Origin of the sequence: Arthrobacter sp. STN4 (genome assembly GCF_024539665.1) — a bacterium.
Lineage (GTDB): Bacteria > Actinomycetota > Actinomycetes > Actinomycetales > Micrococcaceae > Specibacter.
Map to the genome: position 1 here is coordinate 23,383 of NZ_JAKZGX010000020.1, position 23,469 is coordinate 46,851.

23 protein-coding genes are annotated in these 23,469 nt (G+C 68.7%); 8 read left to right on the forward strand and 15 right to left on the reverse strand.

Annotation, left to right across the window (positions count from 1 at the left end):
* The first annotated feature begins 90 nt into the window (after window positions 1–90).
* Together MMF96_RS13880 and MMF96_RS13885 are read left to right on the forward strand one after the other, a co-directional pair.
* Window positions 91–648: a YceI family protein gene (locus MMF96_RS13880; RefSeq protein ID WP_176617729.1), complete on the forward strand. Its 558-nt coding sequence runs from the start codon at window positions 91–93 to the stop codon at window positions 646–648.
* A 189-nt stretch (window positions 649–837) separates the two neighbouring features.
* On the forward strand, window positions 838–1,590 hold the full coding sequence (locus MMF96_RS13885; protein ID WP_256883882.1) for a hypothetical protein: 753 nt from the start codon (window positions 838–840) through the stop codon (window positions 1,588–1,590).
* Window positions 1,591–1,631: 41 nt separating this feature from the next.
* Here the strand turns inward: MMF96_RS13885 and MMF96_RS13890 are convergent, their stop codons facing one another.
* Complete coding sequence (locus MMF96_RS13890) at window positions 1,632–2,330, reverse strand: redox-sensing transcriptional repressor Rex (RefSeq protein ID WP_256127994.1); 699 nt, start codon at window positions 2,328–2,330, stop codon at window positions 1,632–1,634.
* Window positions 2,331–2,431: 101 nt separating this feature from the next.
* Window positions 2,432–2,740 (reverse strand): glutaredoxin family protein, encoded by a 309-nt coding sequence (locus MMF96_RS13895; protein WP_256883883.1) that lies wholly within the window; start codon window positions 2,738–2,740, stop codon window positions 2,432–2,434.
* A gap of 96 nt (window positions 2,741–2,836) precedes the next feature.
* Between MMF96_RS13895 and MMF96_RS13900 the strand changes: the two genes are divergently transcribed.
* Window positions 2,837–3,649, forward strand: coding sequence for an HAD family phosphatase (locus tag MMF96_RS13900; protein WP_176617725.1), 813 nt, complete (start codon window positions 2,837–2,839; stop codon window positions 3,647–3,649).
* A gap of 108 nt (window positions 3,650–3,757) precedes the next feature.
* Here the strand turns inward: MMF96_RS13900 and MMF96_RS13905 are convergent, their stop codons facing one another.
* From MMF96_RS13905 to MMF96_RS13935, 7 genes are all read right to left on the reverse strand, one after another.
* Entirely contained in the window at window positions 3,758–3,856 is a 99-nt protein-coding gene (locus tag MMF96_RS13905) for a 30S ribosomal protein bS22 (RefSeq protein ID WP_003792170.1), read from the reverse strand.
* Between the two features lie 111 nt (window positions 3,857–3,967).
* Window positions 3,968–4,213 carry a helix-turn-helix domain-containing protein gene (locus tag MMF96_RS13910; RefSeq protein WP_176617724.1) on the reverse strand — a complete coding sequence of 82 codons (246 nt, stop codon included), beginning with the start codon at window positions 4,211–4,213 and terminating at the stop codon, window positions 3,968–3,970.
* 107 nt (window positions 4,214–4,320) lie between these two features.
* Window positions 4,321–5,466, reverse strand: a complete 1,146-nt coding sequence (locus tag MMF96_RS13915; protein WP_256883884.1) for a 3-deoxy-7-phosphoheptulonate synthase — start codon at window positions 5,464–5,466, stop codon at window positions 4,321–4,323.
* A 236-nt stretch (window positions 5,467–5,702) separates the two neighbouring features.
* Complete coding sequence (locus tag MMF96_RS13920) at window positions 5,703–6,962, reverse strand: FAD-dependent oxidoreductase (RefSeq protein WP_256883885.1); 1,260 nt, start codon at window positions 6,960–6,962, stop codon at window positions 5,703–5,705.
* A gap of 171 nt (window positions 6,963–7,133) precedes the next feature.
* Window positions 7,134–8,474, reverse strand: a complete 1,341-nt coding sequence (gdhA, locus tag MMF96_RS13925) for an NADP-specific glutamate dehydrogenase (protein WP_176617721.1) — start codon at window positions 8,472–8,474, stop codon at window positions 7,134–7,136.
* A gap of 180 nt (window positions 8,475–8,654) precedes the next feature.
* Entirely contained in the window at window positions 8,655–9,254 is a 600-nt protein-coding gene (locus tag MMF96_RS13930) for a helix-turn-helix transcriptional regulator (RefSeq protein ID WP_256883886.1), read from the reverse strand.
* A gap of 37 nt (window positions 9,255–9,291) precedes the next feature.
* Complete coding sequence (locus tag MMF96_RS13935; RefSeq protein ID WP_256883887.1) at window positions 9,292–10,440, reverse strand: acetoin utilization protein AcuC; 1,149 nt, start codon at window positions 10,438–10,440, stop codon at window positions 9,292–9,294.
* A gap of 216 nt (window positions 10,441–10,656) precedes the next feature.
* Here MMF96_RS13935 and MMF96_RS13940 point away from each other — a divergent pair, with 216 nt between their 5' ends.
* The 5 genes from MMF96_RS13940 to MMF96_RS13960 all read left to right on the forward strand — a co-directional run bounded on the left by MMF96_RS13940 (window position 10,657) and on the right by MMF96_RS13960 (window position 14,443).
* Complete coding sequence (locus MMF96_RS13940; RefSeq protein WP_256883896.1) at window positions 10,657–12,009, forward strand: potassium transporter TrkG; 1,353 nt, start codon at window positions 10,657–10,659, stop codon at window positions 12,007–12,009.
* Complete coding sequence (locus MMF96_RS13945) at window positions 12,002–12,688, forward strand: TrkA family potassium uptake protein (RefSeq protein ID WP_176617717.1); 687 nt, start codon at window positions 12,002–12,004, stop codon at window positions 12,686–12,688. Before MMF96_RS13940 ends, MMF96_RS13945 begins: the two co-directional genes overlap by 8 nt.
* A 65-nt stretch (window positions 12,689–12,753) precedes the next feature.
* Window positions 12,754–13,263, forward strand: coding sequence for a methylated-DNA--[protein]-cysteine S-methyltransferase (locus tag MMF96_RS13950; RefSeq protein ID WP_256883888.1), 510 nt, complete (start codon window positions 12,754–12,756; stop codon window positions 13,261–13,263).
* Window positions 13,260–13,826, forward strand: coding sequence for an RNA polymerase sigma factor (locus MMF96_RS13955; protein WP_176617715.1), 567 nt, complete (start codon window positions 13,260–13,262; stop codon window positions 13,824–13,826). Before MMF96_RS13950 ends, MMF96_RS13955 begins: the two co-directional genes overlap by 4 nt.
* Before the next feature lie 2 nt (window positions 13,827–13,828).
* On the forward strand, window positions 13,829–14,443 hold the full coding sequence (locus tag MMF96_RS13960; protein ID WP_256883897.1) for a methylated-DNA--[protein]-cysteine S-methyltransferase: 615 nt from the start codon (window positions 13,829–13,831) through the stop codon (window positions 14,441–14,443).
* 33 nt (window positions 14,444–14,476) lie between these two features.
* Here MMF96_RS13960 and proC read toward each other — a convergent pair whose 3' ends face one another.
* From proC to MMF96_RS13990, 6 genes are all read right to left on the reverse strand, one after another.
* Window positions 14,477–15,313 carry a pyrroline-5-carboxylate reductase gene (proC, locus tag MMF96_RS13965; RefSeq protein WP_176617714.1) on the reverse strand — a complete coding sequence of 279 codons (837 nt, stop codon included), beginning with the start codon at window positions 15,311–15,313 and terminating at the stop codon, window positions 14,477–14,479.
* 709 nt (window positions 15,314–16,022) lie between these two features.
* Window positions 16,023–16,898: a sugar phosphate isomerase/epimerase gene (locus MMF96_RS13970; RefSeq protein WP_176617713.1), complete on the reverse strand. Its 876-nt coding sequence runs from the start codon at window positions 16,896–16,898 to the stop codon at window positions 16,023–16,025.
* Window positions 16,899–16,904: 6 nt separating this feature from the next.
* The gene (locus tag MMF96_RS13975; protein WP_256883889.1) at window positions 16,905–17,891 is read right to left on the reverse strand and encodes a Ppx/GppA family phosphatase; all 987 of its coding nucleotides are present in this window, start codon (window positions 17,889–17,891) and stop codon (window positions 16,905–16,907) included.
* A 45-nt stretch (window positions 17,892–17,936) separates the two neighbouring features.
* The gene (topA, locus tag MMF96_RS13980) at window positions 17,937–20,687 is read right to left on the reverse strand and encodes a type I DNA topoisomerase (protein WP_176617711.1); all 2,751 of its coding nucleotides are present in this window, start codon (window positions 20,685–20,687) and stop codon (window positions 17,937–17,939) included.
* A 120-nt stretch (window positions 20,688–20,807) separates the two neighbouring features.
* Window positions 20,808–21,557: an MgtC/SapB family protein gene (locus tag MMF96_RS13985; protein ID WP_176617710.1), complete on the reverse strand. Its 750-nt coding sequence runs from the start codon at window positions 21,555–21,557 to the stop codon at window positions 20,808–20,810.
* The gene (locus tag MMF96_RS13990; RefSeq protein WP_176617709.1) at window positions 21,554–23,284 is read right to left on the reverse strand and encodes a methyltransferase; all 1,731 of its coding nucleotides are present in this window, start codon (window positions 23,282–23,284) and stop codon (window positions 21,554–21,556) included. The genes MMF96_RS13985 and MMF96_RS13990 overlap by 4 nt, the downstream gene beginning before the upstream one ends.
* Between the last annotated feature and the right edge of the window lie 185 nt (window positions 23,285–23,469).

The following is a 23,469-nucleotide window of genomic DNA, read 5'->3' on the forward strand; positions in this document are numbered from 1 at the left end:
CGCATGCTTATACCCGGTGAAGGATTCGGCCCCCGGGTCCTGAACGCCGTATCCAACGTATTTCCCAAGTACATTCCCCAAGGAGAAACCATGACTGCAACAGCTGTTGAAACCGTAGGCCTGAGCCAGGGCACGTGGAACTTTGACGCCGCCCACAGCGCGGTGGGCTTCACCGTCCGCCACGCCGGCATCTCCAAGGTCCGCGGGAAGTTCACCGACGTGGCCGCCACCCTGACGCTGGGTGAAACCGTGGCCGACGCCAACGTCACCGCCACGATCCAGGCCGCCAGCTTCAACTCCGGCGACGAGAACCGCGACGGCCACGTCCGCAGCGCGGACTTCTTCGACGTCGAGCAGTTCCCCACCCTTTCATTCACCTCCACGAGCGTCTCCGGCGACGAAGGCGACTTTGAACTCACCGGTGAGCTGACCATCCGCGGCATCTCCAAGACCGTCACCTTCAAGGGCGAGTTCAACGGCGTGGCCGTGGACCCGTTCGGCGCCACCCGCGCAGGCTTTGAAGCCAAGACCGTCATCAGCCGCAAGGAATTCGGCCTGACCTGGAACGCTGCACTCGAGGCCGGCGGCGTCCTGGTCTCCGACAAGGTCACCATCACCTTGGACGTTGCCTTCGTGAAGGCTGCCTAGCCACACCCCTGCACCACGCGACGTGCCGGCCTGCCACCCATGGCGGGCCGGCACGTCGCTTTTTTACATCCCGGGGCCCGTGCAGGGACCTGCCGGGTAGTTCCCCGGCACGCGGTCGCGTAGGGTTAAATACACACCCGGCGCGGCCGTTTTGCCTGCCGCCGGCCGCCACTGAAAGGGACCACTCCCATGACCACTCCTGACGAAACTCCTCAAGAGCGGCCCGCCTCCGGTCCCCGACCCGGGCACTACGGGGAGGTCTCCCCCGGTGTGCCGCGCTACGGCCAGTACGCCCCGGAAGGCTGGCAGCCGCCGTCGTCCACCGAAGCCAACCACGACGCCGGACCCTCCCGGGGCCTGCCGCCCGCCTCCGCCTATCCCGGCTACGGGGGGCCGGATTACCGGGGCTCCGCAAGCCAGGCCAACGGCGGCAAGCTGCCGCCCCGCGGCGCCGGCCCCGTCCCGCCGGGCCAGCACCTGGCCGCCCCGCGTCCGGTGGCGCTCGCCAGCCGGCTGATCATGGCCGCCGGTGCCCTGCAGGCGCTTTCCGCCGTGCTGCTGCTGTTTGTGCTGTTCCTGCCGGCGGCTCGGAGCACCCTCATTGACGCGCTGACGTCGGCGCTGCCCAGCGATCCGGCCTACAGCTCCCTGCTGGCGGACCAGTCCGCGATCACCGGCCTCCTGGTGGCCGCCACGGTCCTGAGCCTGATTGCCGCAGTGGCCTATTTTTGGCTCGCGGTAAAAATCCGCCGCGGCGCCGGCTGGGCACGGACCACGGGGCTGGTGCTGGCCATCGTGTCCCTGGCGGCGCTGACACAGCCGAATATTTTCACGATCGTCCAGGTGGGGCTGGGGGTCGTGGGCATCATCATCCTCTTCCGCTCCCCCGCCAAGGAATACTTCGCCAAGCGCGTCCCTGGCAACGGCCCGCACGGGTACTGAACGGACAGGTACTGGGCGGACAGGTACTTGCCCGGGTGCACTCAGGCGCCGGGCCGGTCCTGCTCCAGCCGCGGGTCGGCCAGCCGCTGGGCGTGGTAGGCGAGGATCTGCAGTTCCGTGGCCATGTCCACCTTGCGCAGGTTGACGAAGGCGGGCACCGTAAGGGCGACGGGCGCAAAGCTGAGGATGCTGTGGATGCCGGCGGCCACCACACGGTCGCACACCGCCTGGGCCACGGCGGCAGGGAGCGCCAGGACCACCATGTTGGCCCGGGTCTTCTCCAGCGTGTGTTCCAGCTCGGCCACGTCCGTGACGCGCAGCCAGCCGATTTCCGTGCCCACCAGCATTTGGTCGGCGTCGAACAAGGCCACCACGTCAAAGCCGCGTGATTCAAAGCCGGCGTACCTAGCCAGTGCCCGGCCCAGGTTGCCGGCCCCGACGATGGCCACCCGCCATTCGTGGGTCAGGCCCAGCGCCTGGGCGATCTTGCGGCTCAGGTGCCCCACCTCGTAGCCGACCCCGCGGGTGCCGTAGGAGCCCAGGTAGGAAAGGTCCTTGCGGACATTGGCGGAGCCGACGCCGGCCGACTCGGCCAGGGCTTCCGAGGACACCCGTTCCGTGCCTTCGGCAAGGAGCGCATTGAGCATGCGCAGGTACAGTGTCAGCCGTGACACCGTGGCAGGGGGCAGTTGCCGGGCCGATTCTGCAGCCGGTTCCTCCGGGGTCTGCGCTGGGGACAAGGTGACACTCCAAATTCTTTTGCAAGGCCACACCCGGGCGGGAAACAAATGTCCCCACGGTCCGCCGTCGGCCATTATCAACTGTAGGACCGGGGCCCGGGTTAGCCAAAGCGGGGTTGCCCCGCGGCCTCCGGCGGCCCGTCCGCCCCCATCAGGCCCACGAGCACGGTGCGCAGGCGCACCGGGTCGATGTGCCAGAAGTCGCGCGGCACCCCGTCCACCAGGACCACCGGGACTTCCTCGCCGTACCGCCCGGCGAGCGCCGGATCGCCGTCGATCCGGCGCTCGCTCCATGCCAGGCCCAGGGGTGCGGCCACCGCGGCCACCACCGCCCGGGCGTCCTCACACAGGTGGCATTCGGCCTTGGTGATCAATTCAAGGGTCGGCGTTGCGCCGGAAACTGGCTCCATCTGTTAACCGTACGCACACTTCGCCCCCGGCCACTATTAACCGCGCCGTATCCGGTGCAGCGGGCAAGGCGGGTCTGGAATGGCTAGACTCGTTGCATGCCCGATGTGACCACCGATAGCGCCGAGGCTGCCTCGACCGCTGCGAAACTCCAGGGCGAAGCCGCATTCTTTGACGTGGACAACACGCTCATGAAGGGCGCCAGCCTGTTCCACGTGGCGCGCAAAATGTACCAGAAGAAGACCTTCACGCTGCGTGACGCCGCCGGATTCGCGTGGAAGCAGGCGAAGTTCATCCTGCGCGGGGAAAACATGTCCGACGTCCATTCCATCCAGGACTCGGCGCAAAAACTGGCCGCCGGCATCAGCGCCGACCTTGTCCGCCACCTGGGCGAGGAAGTCTATGACGAGATGATCGTCTCGAAAATCTGGCCCGGCACGCTGGCCCTGACCCAGGAACACCTCAAATCCGGCCGGCAGGTGTGGCTCGTGACGGCGACACCCGTGGAGGTGGCCGGCGTCATTGCCCAGCGGCTCAAGCTGACCGGCGCCCTGGGCACGGTGGCCGAGGTCGACGGCGGCTTCTACACCGGACGCATTGTGGGCGAGATCCTCCATGGCGCCGCCAAGGGCCGGGCCGTGCGCGAGCTGGCGGAAATGCAGGGGCTGGACCTGGCCCGGTGCTGGGCCTACAGCGACTCGTACAACGACATTCCGCTCCTGACCACGGTGGGCAACCCCGTGGCAATCAACCCCGATGCCAGGCTGCGCCGCCACGCCCGTGAACACAACTGGCCCATTTACGACTACCGTTCGGGCCGCCGGGCCGCCACCCTGGGCCTGCAGGCCGCCACGGGCGCCGGCGTGGTGTACGGGCTGTGGCGGGGCATTTCCTCCATGCGCCGCAAGTAAGGCGCCGCAAGTAAGGCGCCGCACCGTGCCGTGCCGGCCGGTGACGGGCGTCCTTAAGCGAAAACACCCGCCCACGGATGTGGACGGGTGCCTTGTGCAGAAGCGTACTTACTTCTTGTTGCGGCGCTGGTGGCGGGTCTTGCGAAGCAACTTGCGGTGCTTCTTCTTGGCCATCCGCTTGCGGCGCTTCTTGATAACTGAACCCATGGATTCCTCACAAACTACATAGTTGGCCCCAAAAGAAGCCGTGAACGATTAGGTCGACCGATCGCAGGAATCGGTCAAAGCCGAAAATGGATCTTTCCTAGGGTACCGCCTCTAGCCGGTATGCGCCGAACCGGCGGCCCCGTCCCGCCGCCTGCCCTGGCCCCGTTCTTCCACCACCGGCGATTTCAGGATGGCCTCCACGGCGTTCTGCGGCACCCGGTAGGACCGGCCGAAGCGGACGGCGGGCAGCTCTCCGGCATGCACCATGCGGTAAACGGTCATCTTCGACACGCGCATGAGCTCCGCAACTTCCTGGACCGTCAGGAAGTTCACATCGGAGAAGTTTTGCTCCTGCACCTTGGCCCCATGCTTCGCTATTGTCGAGTGGAATGACCCCGGGAGAACTGCAGCCCGGACTACTATACGCCTTACTCTAGATGCTGGCGGGTCCAAAGTGAAAGCTGTTACCGGAAACTTGGGCCGGCCGGGACCGGGCGCTGTTCCTGTGCCCGGGTGCGCCGTGCGTGCGAGGCCCCGGCCAGCTTCGCCAGCACATCCGCCGTCACGTCCCACTCCATGCAGGCGTCCGTGACGCTCTGGCCGTAGCTCAGCCGGGCCGTGCCCGCAGCAACCTCCCCGGTGTCCAGCTTCTGTGCCCCTCCCACCAGGAAGCTTTCGAGCATGACGCCGGCAATGGCCTGCGAGGAGGGGCCGCCGCCTTCGAGCTGGGCGCCGATCTCCAGGGCCACCTCGGCCTGCCGATGGTGGCTTTTGCCTGAGTTGGCGTGGCTGGCATCCACCACCAGGCGGGGGTTGATCCCGGCGCCTGCCGCCTGGGCCGCGGCGGCCTCGACGTCGGACGCGGCGTAGTTGGGGCCCTTGCGGCCGCCGCGCAGGATCACGTGCGTGTCCGGGTTGCCGGAGGTGCCCACGAGGGCGGCGCGGCCGTCGCCGTCGACCCCCAGGAAGGACTGCGCGGCACTCGCGGCCTGGCAGGCGTCAAGGGCCACCTGGAGGTCGCCGTCGGTGCCGTTCTTGAAGCCCACCGGCATGGACAGCCCGGATGAGAGCTGGCGGTGGATCTGGCTTTCGGCGGTGCGCGCCCCGATGGCGCCCCAGGCGATGAGGTCGGCCGTGTACTGGGGGCTGATGGGTTCGAGGAATTCGGTGCCGGCGGGCAGGCCGAGGCGGGCCACGCCGAGAAGGAATTCCCGGGCCATCCGCAGGCCCGTGGCGACGTCATGGCTGCCGTCCAGGAGCGGATCGTTGATCAGGCCCTTCCAGCCCACCGTGGTGCGCGGCTTTTCGAAGTAGGCGCGCATCACCACGAGCAGGTCCTCCTCGTGCTCCCTGGCTGCCGCTGCCAGCCGGTGCGCGTACTCGAGGCCGGCGGCGGGATCGTGGATGGAGCACGGGCCCACAATCACCAACAGGCGGTCGTCGACCCCGTCCAGGACCGCCCGGACCTGGTCGCGGCCGCGTTCGACGACGTTGGCCGCCTGGGCGTCCAGCGGCAGTTCGGCCTGGAGTTCGGCCGGCGACGGGAGTGCGGTGAACTGGCTGACACGCAGGTTTGCGGTGCTGGTGGTTTCTGCTGCTGTGGTGGTCACGGGGCGGTTCCTTATGTCAGGTGGCAGCGGGCCCCTGTTCAGAAACCCGCCTGGAAATGGCGAAGGACAGGGAATGTTCCCTGTCCTGTTGGCTCTGAAGGTGTGTTGGATGCGTGTCAGTTCGACGCGGGCCCCTCCAGAGCCAACGAAAAATACGCATACCAACGGTTTGTCATGGCTTTACTGTAGGCCGCCCTGTGACGCCGCGCCAAATTGTGACCGTTTGTGTTGCGGGCTCAGCGCAGCGGGTTGAAGTGGCGCATGATGGCCGGCGGAGTGGTGCCGGTGAGCCCGGCGGCCACCATCTTGCCGGTCAGCGGGCCCAGCGCGATGCCCCACATGCCGTGGCCTCCGGCCACGTGCACGCGCGGCGACCGTGAGGCGCCGACCAGCGGGAAGCCGTCCGTGGTGCAGGGCCGTGCGCCCACCCATTCCTCGGCACGGTCCTCCCAGTCGATACCCGTGAACATGGGCGCCGCGGCGGCCACGATGGCCTGGATCCGCCGCGGGTCCAGGGGTGCACCGGCGTCGCGGAACTCCATCATGCCGGCCACACGGACCCTGTCGCCCAGCGGGGTGCAAGCCACCCGCTGGGCAGGGAAATAAATGGGACGGCCGGGCATGGACCCGGGCACCACGGTGAAGCTGTAGCCGCGGCCGGCCTGGACCACCCGCCTGACGCCGAACCTGCGGGCCAGGGCCCCCAGCCACGCGCCCGTGGCGAGGACAACGGCGTCGGCCGCAAGGGCACGCCCCTCGGAGCCAATGATTTCCACGCCGGTGCCGGTGTCACGGACGTCCAGGACGTTGAAGGCACCCGTGATGGTGCCGCCGCGGGCGGTGACGGACCGGGCCAGTGAATCCATGAACCTCGGCGGGTTGAGGTAGCGCTGGCCGCGGATCCCGATGCCTGCCACCACGCCGGCGCCCAAGGCGGGCTCGAGGCCGCGGATTTCCCCGCCGGACATGAGCGAGTAGTCGACGCTGCCGCCGGTCTCGCGGATCACGCGGAATTCCTTCACCAGCGCATCGCGGTCCGCCACGGAAGCAAAGGCCGCCAGGAAGGGATCGGCCGGGCGGGTGGGCTCGGCGCCGGGTCCGGCGGCCTGTGCAATCTCGTCAAAGGCGTCCAGGCCGGTGTGGCCCACCTCGGCAAAGACGCCCATGGCGGCCCGCCACCTGCCGGGCGTGCAGTTCCGGGCAAAGCCGGCCAGGAATTTCAGCAACTGCGGGTCCGCGGAGAACGGGACATACAGCGGCGAGGCAGGATCCAGCATCGCCTTCAGGCCGTAGGTCAGGACGGAGGGTTCGCTGAGCGGAAGCGTGAGGGCCGGGGTCAGCCAGCCGGCATTGCCCCACGAGGAACCGCTGGCAACCCCGCCGCGGTCCACCACGGTGACGCCGATGCCGCGCTCCTGCAGATACCAGGCGGTGGAGAGCCCGATGATCCCCGCACCAACAACCACCACATGCCCAGGCGCCTTTGCACCGACCACGGTTCACCCTCCCCAAGGACGTGGCCGGCGTCCGTGGCGCCGGTCCCGCTTCCAGCGTAGCCGCAGCTGCGCCGGTCCCGCACCGTACCTGCGGCCAGGACACTTTTGGCGCGTCCCCCGGATGGGGAACGCGCCGAAGGTGCGTGGTAGTGCTGTCCGGAAGACCGGCCCCTAGATCAGGCCCTGGGCCAGCATGGCGTCGGCCACCTTGACGAAGCCGGCAATGTTGGCGCCAACCACGTAGTTGCCCGGGGATCCGTAGGTCTCGGCGGTCTCGGCGCAACGGTCATGGATGCCGACCATGATCTGCGTGAGGCGCTGCTCGGTGTGTTCGAAGGACCAGGCGTCACGGCTGGCGTTCTGCTGCATTTCCAGTGCGGAGGTTGCAACGCCGCCGGCGTTGGCCGCCTTGCCGGGCCCGAAGAGGACGCCCGCTTCCTGGAAGACGGCAACGGCGCCGGACGTGGAAGGCATGTTGGCGCCTTCGGCGACGGCGATGAGGCCGTTCTTCACCAGGCGTGTTGCCGCCTCGGTGCTGAGTTCGTTTTGTGTGGCACAGGGAAGGGCCACAGCGGTGTCCACGTCCCAGACGGAGCCGCCCTCGACGTAGCTGACCGAGGCGCCGCGGCGGACCGCGTATTCCTTGAGGCGGCCACGTTCCTTTTCCTTGATCTGGCGCAGCAGGGGAACGTCGATGCCGTTCTCATCCACAACGTAGCCGGAGGAGTCCGAGCAGGCCACGACCTTGGCACCAAACTGCTGGGCCTTGGCGATGGCGAAGGTTGCCACGTTGCCGGATCCGGAGACCACCACACGCTGGCCGTCGAAGGAGGTCCCGCGCGTCTTGAGCATTTCCTGGGCAAACAGCACCGTGCCGTAGCCGGTGGCCTCGGGGCGCACCAGGGAACCGCCCCAGCCGATGCCCTTGCCTGTCAGCACGCCGGACTCGTAGCGGTTGGTGATGCGCTTGTACTGGCCGAACAGGTAGCCGATCTCGCGCCCGCCCACGCCGATGTCGCCGGCGGGGACGTCGGTGTACTCGCCGATGTGGCGGTAGAGCTCGGTCATGAACGACTGGCAGAAACGCATGACTTCGCCGTCGGACTTGCCGCGGGGGTCAAAGTCGGAGCCGCCCTTGCCGCCGCCGATCGGCATCCCGGTCAGGGCGTTCTTGAAGATCTGCTCGAAGCCGAGGAACTTCACAATGCCCAGGTACACCGAGGGGTGGAAGCGCAGCCCGCCCTTGTACGGGCCGAGGGCCGAGTTGAATTCAACGCGGAAGCCGCGGTTGATCTGCACGCGGCCCGCATCGTCGACCCACGGCACCCGGAAGATGATCTGGCGCTCGGGCTCGCACAACCGCTGCAGCACGGCCGCATCAACGAATTCTGGATGTTTATCCAGTACCGGGCCCAGGCTCTCGAACACTTCGATGACTGCCTGGTGGAATTCCTTTTCCCCGGGGTTGCGGGCCAATACCTGGTCCCGGACGGCTTCGAGCCTGGTGTCCATGAGTCTCCCTACAATGACGGGCCCCGCGACGGGGCGAATAAATATGCTTGATTGCAATGTTCCAATCACCCGGCCGCTAACGCCAATTTTTCTTGCCATTTGAGACCACATGCATGATCTTGCAAGTATCGAACGGTTACGGGGGCGTGGCGGCAGCTGCCCGTCCGGTTTTTGGCGTGTTCAGTCCTTGCGGCGGCGAAAGGACGGCAGGTTGGCCAGCAGGTCCGCGGCCTTGTTGGCCGCACGCCCCACACTGCGGGTGATCTGCTGCTGCACAGAGGGATCGTGCGCCCCGTCCTGGACGACGCCGGACGGCACCGGCAGGCCTGCCGGCTCGAGTTGGGCTGCAGAGGCGGCCGGAACGACGACGGCCGGTGTGGCCGGAACTGTCCAGGGCGCTGGGGCTGCTGAGGCGGCCGGGGTGGGAGCAGCCGGGGCTGCCGGGGTGGGAGCGGCCGGGGCTGCGGGAGCGGGCGCGGCCACCCGTGCGGGCGCCACAGGCCGCGGCGTTGCGGCCACCCCGGCGCCCAGCCCGTCCAGCCATTCGGACACGAGCGTGAGCGGTTCGGTGTTGATGCTGTAGAAGCGCTTCTGGCCCTGGGCGCGCATGGTCACCACGCCGGCCTCACGCAGCACGCGCAGGTGCTTGGACACGGTGGGCTGGGACACCCCCAGTTCCTCCACGAGCTGGCCCACAGCCTTGTGCCCGGTGGCCAGTGCCTCCAGGATGTCCCTGCGCGTGACCTCGGCAATGACTGCGAATACTGCTTCAACGACCATCACACCACCCTAGCGACATATGCCAGCCACGGCATCTTCAATCGAACCACGGGTCCAGCCCGTAGAGCGGAAACACCGCCTTGCGCGTGGCCATGATGGTGCGGTCCACGGCGTCGGAGGGGTTGTAGCCCACTTCCCAGGACCTCCACCAGGTGTCCGCATCCTCCCCCATGAGCAGCGGCGCCACCCGGCCGTAGCGTTCCAGGACATGCTTGCGCCACGCTTCAGGGACGGGGGTGCGCAGCGGGACGGGGCAGCCGGCGGCTATCGCCATCAGGTGCGCCCACACCCGCGGGACCACGCTGATGATGTTATACCCGCCGCCGCCGGTCGCCAGCCAGCGGCCGCCGCACACCTTGCCGGCCAGGGCTGCAATGGACAGGGCAGCCTCCCGCTGGGCGTCGACGCTGGTGTTCAAATGGGTCAGATCGTCGTCCCGGTGCGAGTCGCAGCCATGCTGGCTGACGATGACGTCCGGGCCGAAGGCCTCCACCAACTGCGGCACCACGGCGTGGAAGGCACGCAGCCAGCCGCCGTCGGACGTGCCGGCCGGCAGGGCGACATTCACGGCCGAGCCCTGCGCCTGCGGCCCGCCGATCTCGTTCGCGAAGCCCGTGCCGGGAAAAAGGGTCAGCCCGGATTCATGCAGGGAAATGGTCAGGACCCGGGGGTCGTCCCAAAAGATGCCCTGGGTGCCGTCCCCGTGGTGGGCGTCGATGTCCACGTAGGCAATCCTGGACGCGCCGGCGTCCAGGAGGCGCTGCACGGCCATGGCGGCGTCGTTGTAAATGCAGAATCCGCTGGCCTTCTCCCGGCTGGCGTGGTGCATGCCGCCGCCAAAGTTGACGGCGTGCACGGCGGCCCCGGAGATGAGGGCGTCGGCGGCGTTCAAGGAGGCGCCGGCCAGGCGGGCACTGGCCTCGTGCATGCCGGCGAAGGCCGGGTCGTCCTCGGTGCCCAGCCCGTGGTCCGGATCGGGGCGGCCGGGGTCCTCCCCCACGCGCTTGACGGCGGCGATGTAGGCGGGGCTGTGCACGGTGGCAAGCTCATCGTCGGAGGCCACGCGGGCCGCTGCAACAGCCACCTGCGGCAGGTCCAGGATGCCCAGCTCGCGGGCCAGCCGGGAGGTCAGCTCCAGCCGCTTTGGCGACATGGGGTGGCAGGGGCCAAAATTGTACGCAGCCATGGCCGCATCGCAGACTATGCTTGTCGGGACGGCCGATGGCCCGGTGCTGGCAATGGATGACATCCATCACAGGCTACCGAACTCCCCGCCGCTTTGCCGTATCGGCGGCAGCGGGGAGGGAACAGGAAGGCTTACAACGGGCAGGAAGGGTCGGCATACACCTTGGCCACTAAATCCACCCAGGCCCCGACGGCCAACCGCTGGCCCCTCGCGGTTGTGGTCACCGTCCGCGACTTTGTGGACCGCGTCGCCAACAGCTCCCCGGCACGGCTGGCGCTGATCGTCTTTGCCCTCGTCATCCTGGCCTTCACGCTGGTGCTGTCCCTGCCCGCGGCGGCCCGCGACGGCCACGCCACAGCCTTCCACGACGCGTTGTTCACGGCCGTCTCCGCCGTCTGCGTGACCGGGCTGACCACCGTCTCCACCGCCCTGCACTGGTCGTTTTTTGGCCAGCTGGTGATCCTGATCGGCATCTTTGTCGGCGGCCTGGGCATCCTGACCCTGGCCTCGCTGATGTCGCTGATGGTCAGCAAGCGCCTGGGCGTGCGCGGCAAGCTCATCGCCCAGGAAGCCATGAACGCCGGGCGGCTGGGCGAAGTGGGCACGCTGCTGCGGATCGTCATCAGCACCTCCGTGGCCATTGAGGCGGCGCTGGCACTCATCTTGGCCCCGCGGTTCCTGGTCCTGGGCGAAACCCTGCCCCAGGCCATCTGGCATGCCGCGTTTTACTCGATCTCGGCCTTCAACAATGCCGGGTTCACCCCCCATTCCGACGGCGTGGTCCCCTACGAGGCGGACCTGTGGATCCTGGTGCCGCTGATGGTGGGCGGCTTCATCGGCAGCCTGGGCTTCCCCGTCCTGATGGTGCTGCTGGCCAGCGGCTTCCGCTTCAGGAAGTGGACGCTGCACGCCAAGCTCACCATCCAGGTCTCGCTGATACTGCTGGTGGCCGGCGCCGTGCTGTGGGGCGCGATGGAATGGACCAACCCGGCCACCATCGGCAACATGAGCCTGGGCGACAAGATCACGCACTCGATCTTTGCCTCCATCATGACCAGGTCCCTGGGCTTCAACCTGGTGGACATGAACTCCATGCATTCCTCCACCATGCTGCTCACCGACGCCCTCATGTTTGTGGGCGGCGGTTCGGCGTCGACGGCCGGCGGCATCAAGGTCACCACCCTGGCCGTGATGTTCCTGGCCATCGTGGCCGAGGCGCGCGGCGACAACGACGTGAAAATCTACGGCCGCACCATCCCGCAGGGGACCATGCGCGTGGCCATCTCCGTGATCATGATGGGCGCCACGTTCGTCATGATCGCCTGCGGGCTGCTGCTCGCCATCTCGGGACAGGGCCTGGACCGGGTCCTGTTTGAAACGATCTCTGCCTTCGCCACCGTGGGCCTGAGCACGGGGCTCAGCGCCCAGCTGCCGCCGTCGGGCGTGTATGTCCTCTGCGCCCTGATGTTCTTTGGCCGTGTCGGCTCCATCACGCTCGCTGCCGCCCTGGCCCTGCGCCAGCGCCGCCAGCTGTACCACTACCCGGAAGAGAGGCCCATCATTGGCTGACAAGGTAAATTCCAGCAACCGCCCGCCGCACAATGCGCCGGTCCTGGTCATTGGGCTGGGGCGCTTTGGTGCGTCCACGGCCCACCAGCTGGTCAAGCAGGGCCGGGAGGTGCTCGCGATCGAGCGCGACCCCGCCCTGGTCCAGAAGTGGGCCGGCGTCCTCACGCACGTGGTCGAGGCCGACGCCACCAACATCGACGCGCTCCGCCAGCTCGGCGCTCAGGACTTCAGCTCCGCCGTCGTCGGGGTGGGCACCTCCATCGAATCCAGCGTCCTCATCACCGTGAACCTGGTGGACCTGGGCATCGCGCACCTGTGGGTCAAGGCCATCACGCAGTCGCACGGGAAGATCCTCACGCGCATCGGCGCCAACCACGTCATCTACCCCGAGGCCGACGCCGGCGTCCGGGCCGCGCACCTGGTGGGCGGGCGCATGCTGGACTTCATCGAGTTCGACGACGACTTCGCGATCGTGAAAATGTACCCGCCGAAGGAGACCCAGGGCTTCACCCTCGAGGAGTCCAAGGTCCGTTCCAAGTACGGGGTGACCATTGTCGGGGTGAAGTCGCCCGGCGAGGACTTCACCTATGCCCAGCCCCACACGCGCGTGTCCGGGCGCGACATGCTCATTGTCTCTGGCTACGTCGACCTGCTCGAACGCTTCGCCGCCCGGCCCTGAAACCCGCAGCTGCCGCTCCTCACGTTTTCGGGGCGGCGGGCGTCTACAGGGCATGGAGGAAAAACATGAACACCTACACCGTTTTTGACTCGCCCATCGGCCCGCTGACCGCCGTGGCGAACGACGCCGGGCTGGCGGCCGTGTACATGGCCGAACACCGGCGCCGGCCGGGTTGGGAGGCGCTCGGGGAGCGGGTCGACACCTCGGCCTCTCCCGTCCTTGCGGCGACGGCACGGCAGCTGGGCGAATACTTCGCCGGCAGCCGCCGGGAGTTTTCCCTGCGGCTGGCACCCGCCGGGAACCCGTTCCAGCACCGCGTCTGGGACGCCCTGGGCCAGATCCCGTACGGCGAACTGCGCACCTATGGCGACATTGCCGAACTGCTGGGCGACCGTTCCCTGGCGCAGGCCGTGGGCTCGGCCAACGGCCGCAACCCCATCAGCATCATCGTCCCGTGCCACCGCGTGGTGGGCGCCGACGGCTCCCTGGTGGGCTACGCCGGCGGGCTCGGGCGGAAACAGTTCCTGCTGGAGCTGGAAAACCCGTCACGGACCCACACCGAAGCGTTGTTTTGAGCCGTGCCGCAGCCCCGCGGGCGCCGTTCGAGGCCCTCGTGGAAGCCCACGGCACCGCCGTCCTGCGGGTGTGCCGGGCGCTGGTCGGGGTCCAGGACGCCGACGACGTCTGGCAGGAAACGTTCCTGGCGGCCCTGCGCGCCTACCCGTCCACCGAACCCCTCAACGCCGAGGCGTGGCTGGTGACGATTGCCCGGAACAAGGCAGCCGACCACCACCGGAAGGCCGGCCGGCTGCCGGTGCCGGCCAGCCGCCCGGGCGGGACGGAGGCGGCCACCCTCCCTGGCGGGACGGACGCGGGCGGAGGGGACGCCGTCGTCCATGCCGTGGAGGCCGGCGAGGACGCGGCCGCCGTGTGGGCGGCGATTGGCGCTCTGCCGAAAAGGCAGCGCGAGGCGGTGGTCTACCACCATCTGGCCGGGCTCAGGCATGCCGAGGTGGCGGCCCTGTTGGGGAATTCGGAGGCGGCGGCGCGGCGGGCCTCGGCCGACGGGATGAAGGCACTGCGGGCGCGCCTGGCCGGGCCGGCCGGGTTGTCCGGGACGGAAGGGAGAGGGCTATGAGCATGAACCATGGATTGCCGGTGGACCTTGCCGCAGTGGCGGCGGGCGAGGCCCCGGCGGTGGCACGGCTGCGGGCGTCGCTGCTGGCTGCGGCGTCGGCGGACGGCCTGATCGATGTGGCGTACAGGGTGGTGGAGTCCCCCGTGGGGCCGCTCCTGCTGGCCGGCACCGAGGCGGGGCTGGTGCGGGTGGCGTTTGCGCGGGAGGGGCACGACGCCGTGCTGGCCGCGCTGGCGTCGACGGTCAGCCCGCGCATCCTCAGGGCACCGGCACGGCTGGACGAGGCTGCCCGCGAACTGGACGAGTACTTTGCGGGGCGGCGGCGGCGGTTCGAGCTGCCGCTGGACTTCCGCCTGGCCGGCGGCTTCCGGCGCGAGGTGCTGGCGCACCTGCCCGAGATCGGCTACGGGCACACGGCCAGCTACGCCGCCGTGGCTGCGCTGACGTCCAGCCCGCGCGCCGTGCGGGCCGTGGGGACTGCCTGCGCCCGCAACCCGCTGCCGCTGGTGGTGCCGTGCCACCGTGTGGTCCGCTCCGACGGCAGCCGGGGCGCGTACGTGGGCGGGGCGGAAGCCAAGGCCCTGCTGCTGGACCTTGAGGCCGCCCCGCCCCGGTGAAGCCTCGAGGCCGCCGGGCCGGCTGCGGCTGGGCTACTTTCCGGCGAGCTCTTCGGTGATCTGGGCTGCGCGTGCCGCGGCGGCCTTCGCCCCGGCGCTGACGATGCCCGGCAGGCCCAGCTTGTCGAAGGTGGCGATGGCCTGCTCGGTGGTGCCGTTCGGGCTGGTCACGGCACGGCGCAGCACGGCCGCGTCGGCACCGGGCTCGGCGAGCATGAGCCCGGCCCCCGCCACCGTCTCCCGGGCCAAAACCTGGGCGATCGACTCCGGGAGCCCGAACTCCCGGCCGGCGGCCGCCATGGCCTCGGCCAGGTAAAAGGCGTAGGCGGGGCCGGAACCGCTGATGGCGGACACGGCGTCCTGCTGGTCCTCCGGAACGTCCAGCACCACCCCGGCGCCGTCAAAGACTTCGTGCGCTGCGGCCAGGTGGTGTTCGTCGGCGGCGGTTCCGGCGGAAAGGGCCACGACGCCGCGGCCCACCTTCAGCGGGGTGTTCGGCATGGAACGCACCACGGGCTGGCCGGGCCGCAGCGCCGCTTCCAGCTGTTCCAGGGAAACGGCGGCCGCTACGCTGATGACCACGGCGCCGGGTTCCAGGGCCCCTGCGACCTCCCGGCACAACGCCGCAATGCCCACGGGCTTGACGCCGAGGATCACGACGTCGGCCCCGGCCACGGCCTCGACGTTGGCGTTCCCTTCCTCGTTCGAGGCCAGCGCGGTGACCCCGTGGGCCTGTGCCAGTTCTTCAGCCCGTTCGGGCCGGCGGACGGTCACGGTGACGGACTGTGGCGTGGTCCCGGCGGCCAGCAGTCCGGTCAAAATTGCCTCGCCCATGGATCCGCAGCCTAGAAATACGATCTTTTTACTCATCCCCCCATCTTTCTGCCCCGGCGCCCCGCATGCAACAAAGCGCCGTTTCGCGCCGTCACGGGACGGGCGGACGTGACACTGCCAGCCTTTTCCCAGCCCCGTGGCGGTCTTTGCCCAGAAAGGCCCATTACTGTCATAACCACCTCATAAAGGTGCGAGTGATGACGGACCGGCAGTTGTTTTCAGCAGCCGGTCCGGAGCGCCGGAAGCGGCTAGGTTTCCCCCAAGGCCTGGCATTGCTTCCGGCGTTTCTCGTTAACCGGGTTATTTGGGTTAACAGGTCGGTTTTTGGTGACTCTTGGTGACGTGTAGCCACCGGCCCGACTTAACGGCAAATGCACAGTCTCTGCCCGGACTATTCACAAGCACGCTCCCTATTGTTTTAAGTACCTCATAAGGGTGCGAGTGATGATCGGGCTGGTCCTGTCCTGAAGACCAGTCAAATCGCCGGAGAACTCGCCAGTGTTTCCCCCCATCCACTGGCCACATGTTCTCCGGCGATTTCGCGTTAAGCCCCAGGCCCTGGTCCACCAAGCCCCGGTCCCATGCCCCAGGCCCCGGCCCAGGCAGCAACCAACAAACGCTCCCGCGCAACCGGGGGTGTTTTTCCCCACGCTCCCGCGCCGGGTGCGGAAGCGTTGCCCCAAACACCCCCGATTGCAACCGAGCGTTGTTAAGGCGTGGGGTCCGGTTGGCCGGCTCCGGGCTGTCAGGCGATGGTCTGGCCCAGGTGCACGCGGGCGAATTCGAGGGTTTCGGCCAGCCATTCCTCGCGCTGGCCGGCGCCCTTGGCCTTCCGGGTGGAAATCTCGGCCACCACGGCGCCGTCAAAGCCGTTGCCGGCAATGTGCTGGAGCACCTCCATGCACTCCTGCGTGCCGTGGCCGGGGATCAGGTGCTGGTCCTTGGTCGAGGGCGAGATGCCGTCCGTCAGGTGGATGTGCCGCAGCCGGGATCCCAGTGCCTTCGCGGCGTCCAGGCTGGAGGCCCCGGCGGAGGCGGCGTGGGAGAAGTCCCAGGTGACGTCCCGGTAGTCCAGCGGCACCGGGTCCCAGTGCGGCAGGTAGGCCAGGGCCTCCCGGCCGCGGACCCGCCACGGGTACATGTTTTCCACGGCGATGCGCACCCCGAACGCATCGGCAATGTCCCGCACGCCGTGCGCGAACGTCTCCGCGTAGTCGTTCTGCCAGCGGAACGGCGGGTGCACCACCACGACGTCGGCGCCAACGTCCACGGCCATCTGGGCGGAGCGCTGGACCTTGTTCCAGGCGCTGCCCCACACCTGCTGGGTCAGCAGCAGCGTGGGTGCGTGGATGGCCAGGATTGGCTGGTCATAGCGTTCGGCCAGGGTGGACAGGGCGCGGGCGTCCTGGCTGTCGCCGTTGTGGGTCACGAGCACCTCGACGCCGTCGTAGCCCAGGTCCGCGGCCACGGCGAAACCGTCGTGCACGCTCAGCGGGTACACCGACGCCGTGGACAGCGCCACCGGGATGGGGCGCCGGGGCACCTGGCCGCCTGCCGCCGCCGTGCCGGCCGGCGGCGCCGTGCCGTCCGAGGGGGTGGAATCCGTCCGTGGTGTGTTCATGACCGCCTAAAGGGTTGCCGAATTGGTCAGCCTACCCACATGCGCGGGCGGATCCAACGGGCCGTCAAAGACCAGCTGGTCCAGGCGCCGCAGGATCAACCCCTCGCGCAACGCCCACGGGCTGATCTGCAGGGACTGGGTCTTGAACAGTTCCAGGGCCGTTTGCGCCACGAGCGCCCCGGCCAGCACCTGCCTGGCCCGCGCCACGGACACGCCGGGCAGGTGCAGCCGGTCCGCCGAGGACATCGCGGACAGCCGCTGGCTCCACAGCCCCAGGTCGGTCAGGTGCAGCTCGCGCTTCACGTAGGGCCCCATGGCCGACGGAGCCGCCCCGGTAATGCGGGCCAGCGCCCGGAACGTCTTGGAGGAGCCCGTGACGATGTTGGGCGCGCCAAGTGCCTGCGTGGCGGCGACGGGCCCCTTCAGGGTCGCCTTGATGTGCTTGCGCAGCTCCTTGACGCTCTTGGCCGTGGGCGGGTCCTCGGTAAGCCAGTCGCGCGTAAGCCGGCCGGCGCCCAGCGGCACCGAATGGGCCAGTTCGGGCAGCTCGTTGGACCCCTGGGCGATTTCAAGGGAGCCTCCGCCAATGTCCAGGTTCAGGATGGTCCCGGCGCCCCAGCCGTGCCAGCGGCGCACGGCAAAGAACGTCATGGCGGATTCCTCGTCGCCGGTGAGCTCCGTCAGCGCGATCGTGGTTTCATGCTGCACGCGGGCCAGCACGGCCGCGCCGTTGGTCGACTCGCGGATCGCGGAGGTGCAAAAGGCCAGCAGGTCCTTGGCCCGGTGCTTGGCCGCGAACTCCCACGCCTCCAGGATGAATTCGATTAGCTCGGTCTGGCCCTCATCGTTGATGTTGCCGTCGCCGTCCAGGTACTGCACCAGGCTCAGGGCACGCTTGTGCGAAGCATACGGCACGGGGTTGGCCCCCGGGCGGGCGTCAACAAGCAGCAGGTGGACCGTGTTGGAACCGATGTCGAGCACGCCTAATCTCATGTGCCCATTATTGCGCGTTCCAGTCCCGAACACGGTCCGGCCCGGCTACTTTCGCGCCGGGGCTTTCCGCTTGGCCGGCGCCTTGGCGGTCCGCTTGACCGGGCCGCGCTCGCGCTTGTCCGCCAGCAGCCCGACGGCGGCCTCGTGCGTGAGTTCCGCCACATCCGTCCCGCGCGGCACGGTGATGTTCGTGACGCCGTCGGTGATGTACGGGCCAAAGCGGCCTTCCTTCACCACGATCTTCTTCCCGGAGACCGGGTCGTCGCCAAACTCCGCCAGCGGGGGAACCGCGGCACGGGCGCCGCGCTGCTTCGGCTGGGAGTAGATCTCCAGGGCCGCCTCGAGCGTGATGGTGAAGATTTCCTCCTCCGAGCCGATGGAGCGGGAGTCGGAGCCCTTTTTCAGGTACGGGCCGAACCGGCCGTTCTGCACCGTGATCTCGGCGCCTTCGGCGTCGGTGCCCAGCACGCGGGGCAGGCTCATGATGGCCAGCGCCTCCTCCAGCGTGACGGTGTCCACGGTCATCGACTTGAACAGCGACCCGGTGCGCGGCTTGGCCTTGACGGGCTTCTTCGGCGGCTTCGGCTTGCCGTTCTTGTAGTACTCGACCGGCTGGTTGGCGATTTCCTCCTCGGTCAGTTCCGGAATGACCTCGGTGACGTACGGGCCGTAGCGGCCGTTCTTGGCCACGATGGTCCGGCCGGTGGCCTCCTCGACGCCGAGCACCCGCTCCTCGGGGGCGGCCGTCTCCATGAGTTCCTGCGCCTTGGCCGGGGTGAGCTCGTCCGGGGCCAGGTCCTCGGGGACGTTGGCGCGTGCGGCCTCGATGATTTCCCCGGTCTTGGGGTCCAGGGTGGGCACGGTGCTTTCCAGGTACGGGCCGAACTTGCCGACCCGCAGGACCAGGTTGTCGCCGATCTTGATCGAGTTGATGTCCCGGGCGTCAATCTCGCCCAGGTTGTTCACGATCGCGAGCAGGCCGGCGTCGGAGTCGTCGCCAAAGTAAAAGTGGCTGAGCCAGTCCGAGCCCTTGTCCTCGCCGTTGGCGATCCTGTCCAGGCCGGTCTCCATGCCGGCGGTGAACTTGTAGTCGACGTAGGAGGTGAAGTGCTGCTCCAGCAGGCGGATCACAGAGAAGGCGATCCAGGTGGGGATCAGCGCCGAACCCTGCTTGCGCACGTAGCCGCGGTCCATGATGGTGGACAGCGTGGAGGCGTAGGTGGACGGGCGGCCAATGTCCCGCTCTTCCATTTCCTTCGTCAGCGACGCTTCCGTGAAGCGCGGCGGCGGGGAGGTTTCGTGGCCGCTGGCCGTGACGTCGGCGGCCTTGAGCACGTCCCCTTCCTTGACGTTGGGCAGGCGGCGGTCCGACTCGTCGGCGGCGTTGCGGGATTCGTCGCGGCCTTCCTCGTAGGCGGCCAGGAAGCCGCGGAAGGTGATCACGGTGCCGGAGGCGGAGAACTCGGCGTCCTGCCCGGCGGCTGCCCCGGCCACCGTTGCGGCACCCAGCTTGATGGTCGCCGTCGAGCCCTTGGCGTCGGCCATCTGGGAGGCGACGGTGCGCTTCCAGATCAGCTCGTAGAGCCTGAATTCGTCGCCGCGCAGGGCGCCGGCCACCTGGGCCGGGGTGCGGAAGGAGTCGCCGGCGGGGCGGATGGCCTCGTGGGCCTCCTGCGCGTTGGAGCTCTTGTTCGCATAGACGCGCTTGGCGGCGGGCACAAATTCGGGGCCGTACAGTTCCGAGGCCTGGCGGCGGGCGGCGTTGACGGCCTCGTCGCTCAGCGCGGAGGAGTCCGTACGCATGTAGGTGATGTAGCCGTTTTCATACAGCCGCTGGGCGGTCTGCATGGTCGACTTGGAGGAGAAGCGCAGCTTCCGCCCGGCCTCCTGCTGGAGGGTCGAGGTCGTAAACGGCGCGGCGGGCCGGCGGGTGTAGGGCTTGTGCTCCATGGAGCGGACGGCGAAGTCCGCGTCCTGCAGGCCGGCGGCAAGCGCCGTGGCGGCTGCCTCGTCCAAATGGGCGACGTTCTTGCCGGTCAGCTCGCCCTTGTCGTTGAAGTCGCGGCCGGAGGCGACACGTTTGCCGTCCACGGCGGTCAGCTTGGCGCTGAACGGCTCGCCGGCGGAGGCGTCCGGGGCGAAAGTGCCCAGCAGGTCCCAGTAGCCGGCGGACCGGAACGCCATGCGCTCGCGTTCGCGCTCCACCACCATGCGGGTCACCACGGACTGCACACGCCCGGCTGACAGGCCGCGGGAGACCTTGCGCCAGAGCACGGGGGAAATTTCATAGCCGTACAGCCGGTCCAGGACGCGGCGGGTTTCCTGCGCATCCACTAGGTCGGTGTCCAGCTCGCGCAGGTTGCCCAAGGCGCGCTGCAGCGACTCCTTGGTGATTTCCGCAAACGTCATGCGGTGCACCGGGACCTTGGGCTTGAGCACCTCGAGCAGGTGCCACGCGATGGCTTCGCCTTCGCGGTCCCCATCGGTGGCGAGGTACAGTTCGTCGGCGTCCTTGAGCTGCGCCTTGAGCTCCGCCACCTTCTTTTTCTTGTCCGGGGAGATGACGTAGTACGGCTTGAAGCCGTTTTCCAGGTCCACGGCAAACTTGCCGATGGGGGACTTTTTCAACTCTGCGGGCAGGTCCGAAGGCTGCGGCAAGTCGCGGATGTGGCCAATGGAAGCTTCGACGACGAACCCCTCGCCCAGGTACTTGGCGATGGTCTTGCTTTTGGCAGGGGACTCGACGATGACGAGCTTCTTGCCGGTCTTTGGCTTGTTGGCTGCCTTGCTTGGCACGGTACTCCTACAGGGAATGAAAGGGTGGGCGGGAGGCGCCCCCCATGAGCCTAGTTCACCATATTTTTACCGCGAACACGTATTGGAGGCGAATCCGGGCCGCTTTGGGCAGGCGCGCGCCTACTCGATTTCGTCGTCGAACGTCACGGCGGCAATCGTGGGCAGGCGGGCCAGTTCCGAGAGCAGGCCGCCCTTCTCCCCGAGCCCCTCAATTTCCAGCTCGACCTCCACCAGGCGGACCGATTCCGGCAGCGCTTCGGTGTTCAGCAGCCGCCCCACGGTGCTCTCCCCGCCCTCGGGAACGGAGCGGGTGTTGAAGCCGAGGATCTGGAAGCCCTGTTGCGTGCAGGCCTGCAGGATCTCCCGCAGCGCACCCGTGCCGTCGACATACTGCACCTGCAGCACGTGGTACCTGCGGCCAAACAGCCGCCCGCGTTCGAGGACCTTCGAGTAGGCCAGCACAATCAGGAAGTACGCGGCCGTGGTGAATGCCGCATACAGCACCAGCCCGGCACCGGCTGCCGCGCCCACCGCCGCCGTGAGCCAGATGGACGACGCCGTGGTCAGTCCACGGACCTTGTTGCGGCGCACGAACACCAGCCCGGCGCCGATGAAGCCGATCCCGGTCACGATCTGGGCGGCCACCCGGGACGGGTCCAGCCGGACCAGGTTGGTTTCCAGGACGTCGGAAAAGCCGTACTTGCTGACCACCACGAACAACGCCGCACCCAGGCCCACCAAGGCGTGCGTGCGCATCCCGGCCGACTTGTTGTTGACCTGGCGTTCCAGGCCGATCAACGTGGGCAGGACGACGGCGGCCACCAGGCACAGCAGGATGGCCCACCACGGCGCGTTGGCGGCAAGGATCATGGCGCCGTCCCGGCGGTTCCGTCGGGGGCGCTGTCGGCAGGGACGTCGGCGGGCGGTTCGGCAGTGAGGTCTGCCGGCACCAGGAAGCCGTCGCGGACCAGGTTGCGCACCTCGCCGTACAGGCTGTCGGCGAAGCCCGCATCGGGCCGCTCCAGCAGCCCTGCGAGCGCGCCGATCAGCTGGCCCACGGTGAGGTCGCCGTCGCTGGCGGAGACAAAGCCGGCCAGTTCGGTGCTGAGCAGGTTGGTGCGGCGCAGCCCCGCCCCCTGGCGCAGCAGGATGACGCCGGGGTGTTCGGCGCCGGGTTTTTGGTGCCGTTCCTCCGTGACGTCCCCGGCCACCACCAGGTACTCGCCCAGGATGGACTTCCGGGCGTCCAGCCAGGCCTCCCGGTCCAGGACCGCCGCCAGGTGAGGGCCCACGGGCTGCTCCACGGGGTACAGGATTTCCTCAAAGCGTGCGGAGGTGTGGAACGGTGCATCGCCGCCGGGTGAGGCCGGTCCCGGTGCGGCCCCGTCTTGGACGGCATCCGGTTTGCGCAGCAGGATGTAGCCAAAGCCGATTCCGGCCACGTTGCGGGTGGCGAAGTCGTGGAGGTAGTCCGCGTAGGCGTCGGCGTAGGCCTGCCTGTCCCGCCCCTGGGAGGCGTCCTGCAGCCAGGTTTCGGCATAGGCACCGGGGCTGAGCTGCTCTCGCTGGATGAACCAGGCCTGCACCCCGTCCGGAACCCACTGCCCGGGACGGGCGGCCCACCCGGGCCCGGCACCGGCGTCGTCCGCCCCCACTTCCCAGTTGCCGAGCATCTGCGCGATGCCGCCGGGTGCCAGGATGCCGGGCAGTTCCCGCACCAGGGTTTCGACGATGGCGTCGCCGGCCAGGCCGCCGTCGCGGTAGGTGAATTGTTCGCCGGTGTCCTCGCCGCGGTGCCGGGGCGTGATGACGAACGGCGGGTTGGAGACGACCAGGTCGAAGGATTCGCCGGCCACCGGATCCAGGAGGCTGCCCAGCCGCAGCGACACGCGCGCGTCCCGGTTGGCGGGGTCAAGGTCGGCTGCGGACAGGCGCAGCGAGGGTGCGTTGAGCAGCAGGTTGAAGCGGGTGAAGGCCAGCGCGCGGACCGAGATGTCGGTGGCGACCACCGTGCCGGCGTGGTGGAGCAGGTGGAACAGCTGGATGCCGCAGCCCGTGCCCAGGTCGAGGGCGCGGCCCACCACGCGCCGGATGGTGCCCTGCGCCAGGGTCAGCGACGCCTGGCCGATGCCAAGCACGTGGTCGTGGCGCAGCACGCCGGGCCGCTGGTGGGCACCGAGGTCGCTGGCCACCCAGAGGTCGGTGCCGGCACCGTCCGGCGTTTCGGCCGGCCAGCCGTAGGGGCGCAGGTCGACGGCGGCGCGCAGCTGGTGTGTCCCGGCGGCCTCCACCAGGCCCAGGGCTTCGAGCACCCGTGGACCGGTGCCGGGCAGGGCGTTGGCGAGCGCGGCACGGTCGACGGGCTCGGCCAGCAGCCACAGCCGGACCACCGTGGCCAGCGGTTCGGTCCGTCCGCGCAGCGCGAGCAGCGCCGGGACCACCTGGTCCCGGCCCAGCGCCTGGTGGGCTTCGGCACCAAGGAGCGCTGCCACGCCGTCGACCGTGTAGTCCAGGGCGGCCAGGCCTGCCGCGAGGGACGCCAGCAGGGCGGGGTCGTCGCTGCGCGGGGCATCCGGGACGGTGGCGAAATCGGTCATTCTCCCAGCCTAACGAGTTTGGTGGATTCAGGGGCCCCTCGGGTGGATCGGGAGGGCCCCGCAGCAAGCTCGCCCCGCGAGCGAGCAGTGGGAGGGCCTGGGGAGTACGATGGCAGCATGCACCTTGTCCAGCGATTTACCTGCCCTCGGCCGCCTCTGGCCGCATGGGCTGCTTCGCTGACGCG

What these genes read in the sequence shown, in the direction of transcription:
- MMF96_RS13880 (WP_176617729.1), top strand. Translation starts at nt 91, where the DNA reads ATGACTGCAACAGCTGTTGAAACCGTAGGCCTGAGCCAGGGCACGTGG.
- MMF96_RS13885 (WP_256883882.1), top strand. Translation starts at nt 838, where the DNA reads ATGACCACTCCTGACGAAACTCCTCAAGAGCGGCCCGCCTCCGGTCCC.
- MMF96_RS13895 (WP_256883883.1), bottom strand. Translation starts at nt 2,740, where the DNA reads ATGGAGCCAGTTTCCGGCGCAACGCCGACCCTTGAATTGATCACCAAG.
- MMF96_RS13900 (WP_176617725.1), top strand. Translation starts at nt 2,837, where the DNA reads ATGCCCGATGTGACCACCGATAGCGCCGAGGCTGCCTCGACCGCTGCG.
- MMF96_RS13905 (WP_003792170.1), bottom strand. Translation starts at nt 3,856, where the DNA reads ATGGGTTCAGTTATCAAGAAGCGCCGCAAGCGGATGGCCAAGAAGAAG.
- gdhA (WP_176617721.1), bottom strand. Translation starts at nt 8,474, where the DNA reads ATGGACACCAGGCTCGAAGCCGTCCGGGACCAGGTATTGGCCCGCAAC.
- MMF96_RS13930 (WP_256883886.1), bottom strand. Translation starts at nt 9,254, where the DNA reads ATGGTCGTTGAAGCAGTATTCGCAGTCATTGCCGAGGTCACGCGCAGG.
- MMF96_RS13935 (WP_256883887.1), bottom strand. Translation starts at nt 10,440, where the DNA reads ATGGCTGCGTACAATTTTGGCCCCTGCCACCCCATGTCGCCAAAGCGG.
- MMF96_RS13950 (WP_256883888.1), top strand. Translation starts at nt 12,754, where the DNA reads ATGAACACCTACACCGTTTTTGACTCGCCCATCGGCCCGCTGACCGCC.
- MMF96_RS13960 (WP_256883897.1), top strand. Translation starts at nt 13,829, where the DNA reads ATGAACCATGGATTGCCGGTGGACCTTGCCGCAGTGGCGGCGGGCGAG.
- proC (WP_176617714.1), bottom strand. Translation starts at nt 15,313, where the DNA reads ATGAGTAAAAAGATCGTATTTCTAGGCTGCGGATCCATGGGCGAGGCA.
- MMF96_RS13970 (WP_176617713.1), bottom strand. Translation starts at nt 16,898, where the DNA reads ATGAACACACCACGGACGGATTCCACCCCCTCGGACGGCACGGCGCCG.
- MMF96_RS13975 (WP_256883889.1), bottom strand. Translation starts at nt 17,891, where the DNA reads ATGAGATTAGGCGTGCTCGACATCGGTTCCAACACGGTCCACCTGCTG.
- MMF96_RS13985 (WP_176617710.1), bottom strand. Translation starts at nt 21,557, where the DNA reads ATGATCCTTGCCGCCAACGCGCCGTGGTGGGCCATCCTGCTGTGCCTG.
- MMF96_RS13990 (WP_176617709.1), bottom strand. Translation starts at nt 23,284, where the DNA reads ATGACCGATTTCGCCACCGTCCCGGATGCCCCGCGCAGCGACGACCCC.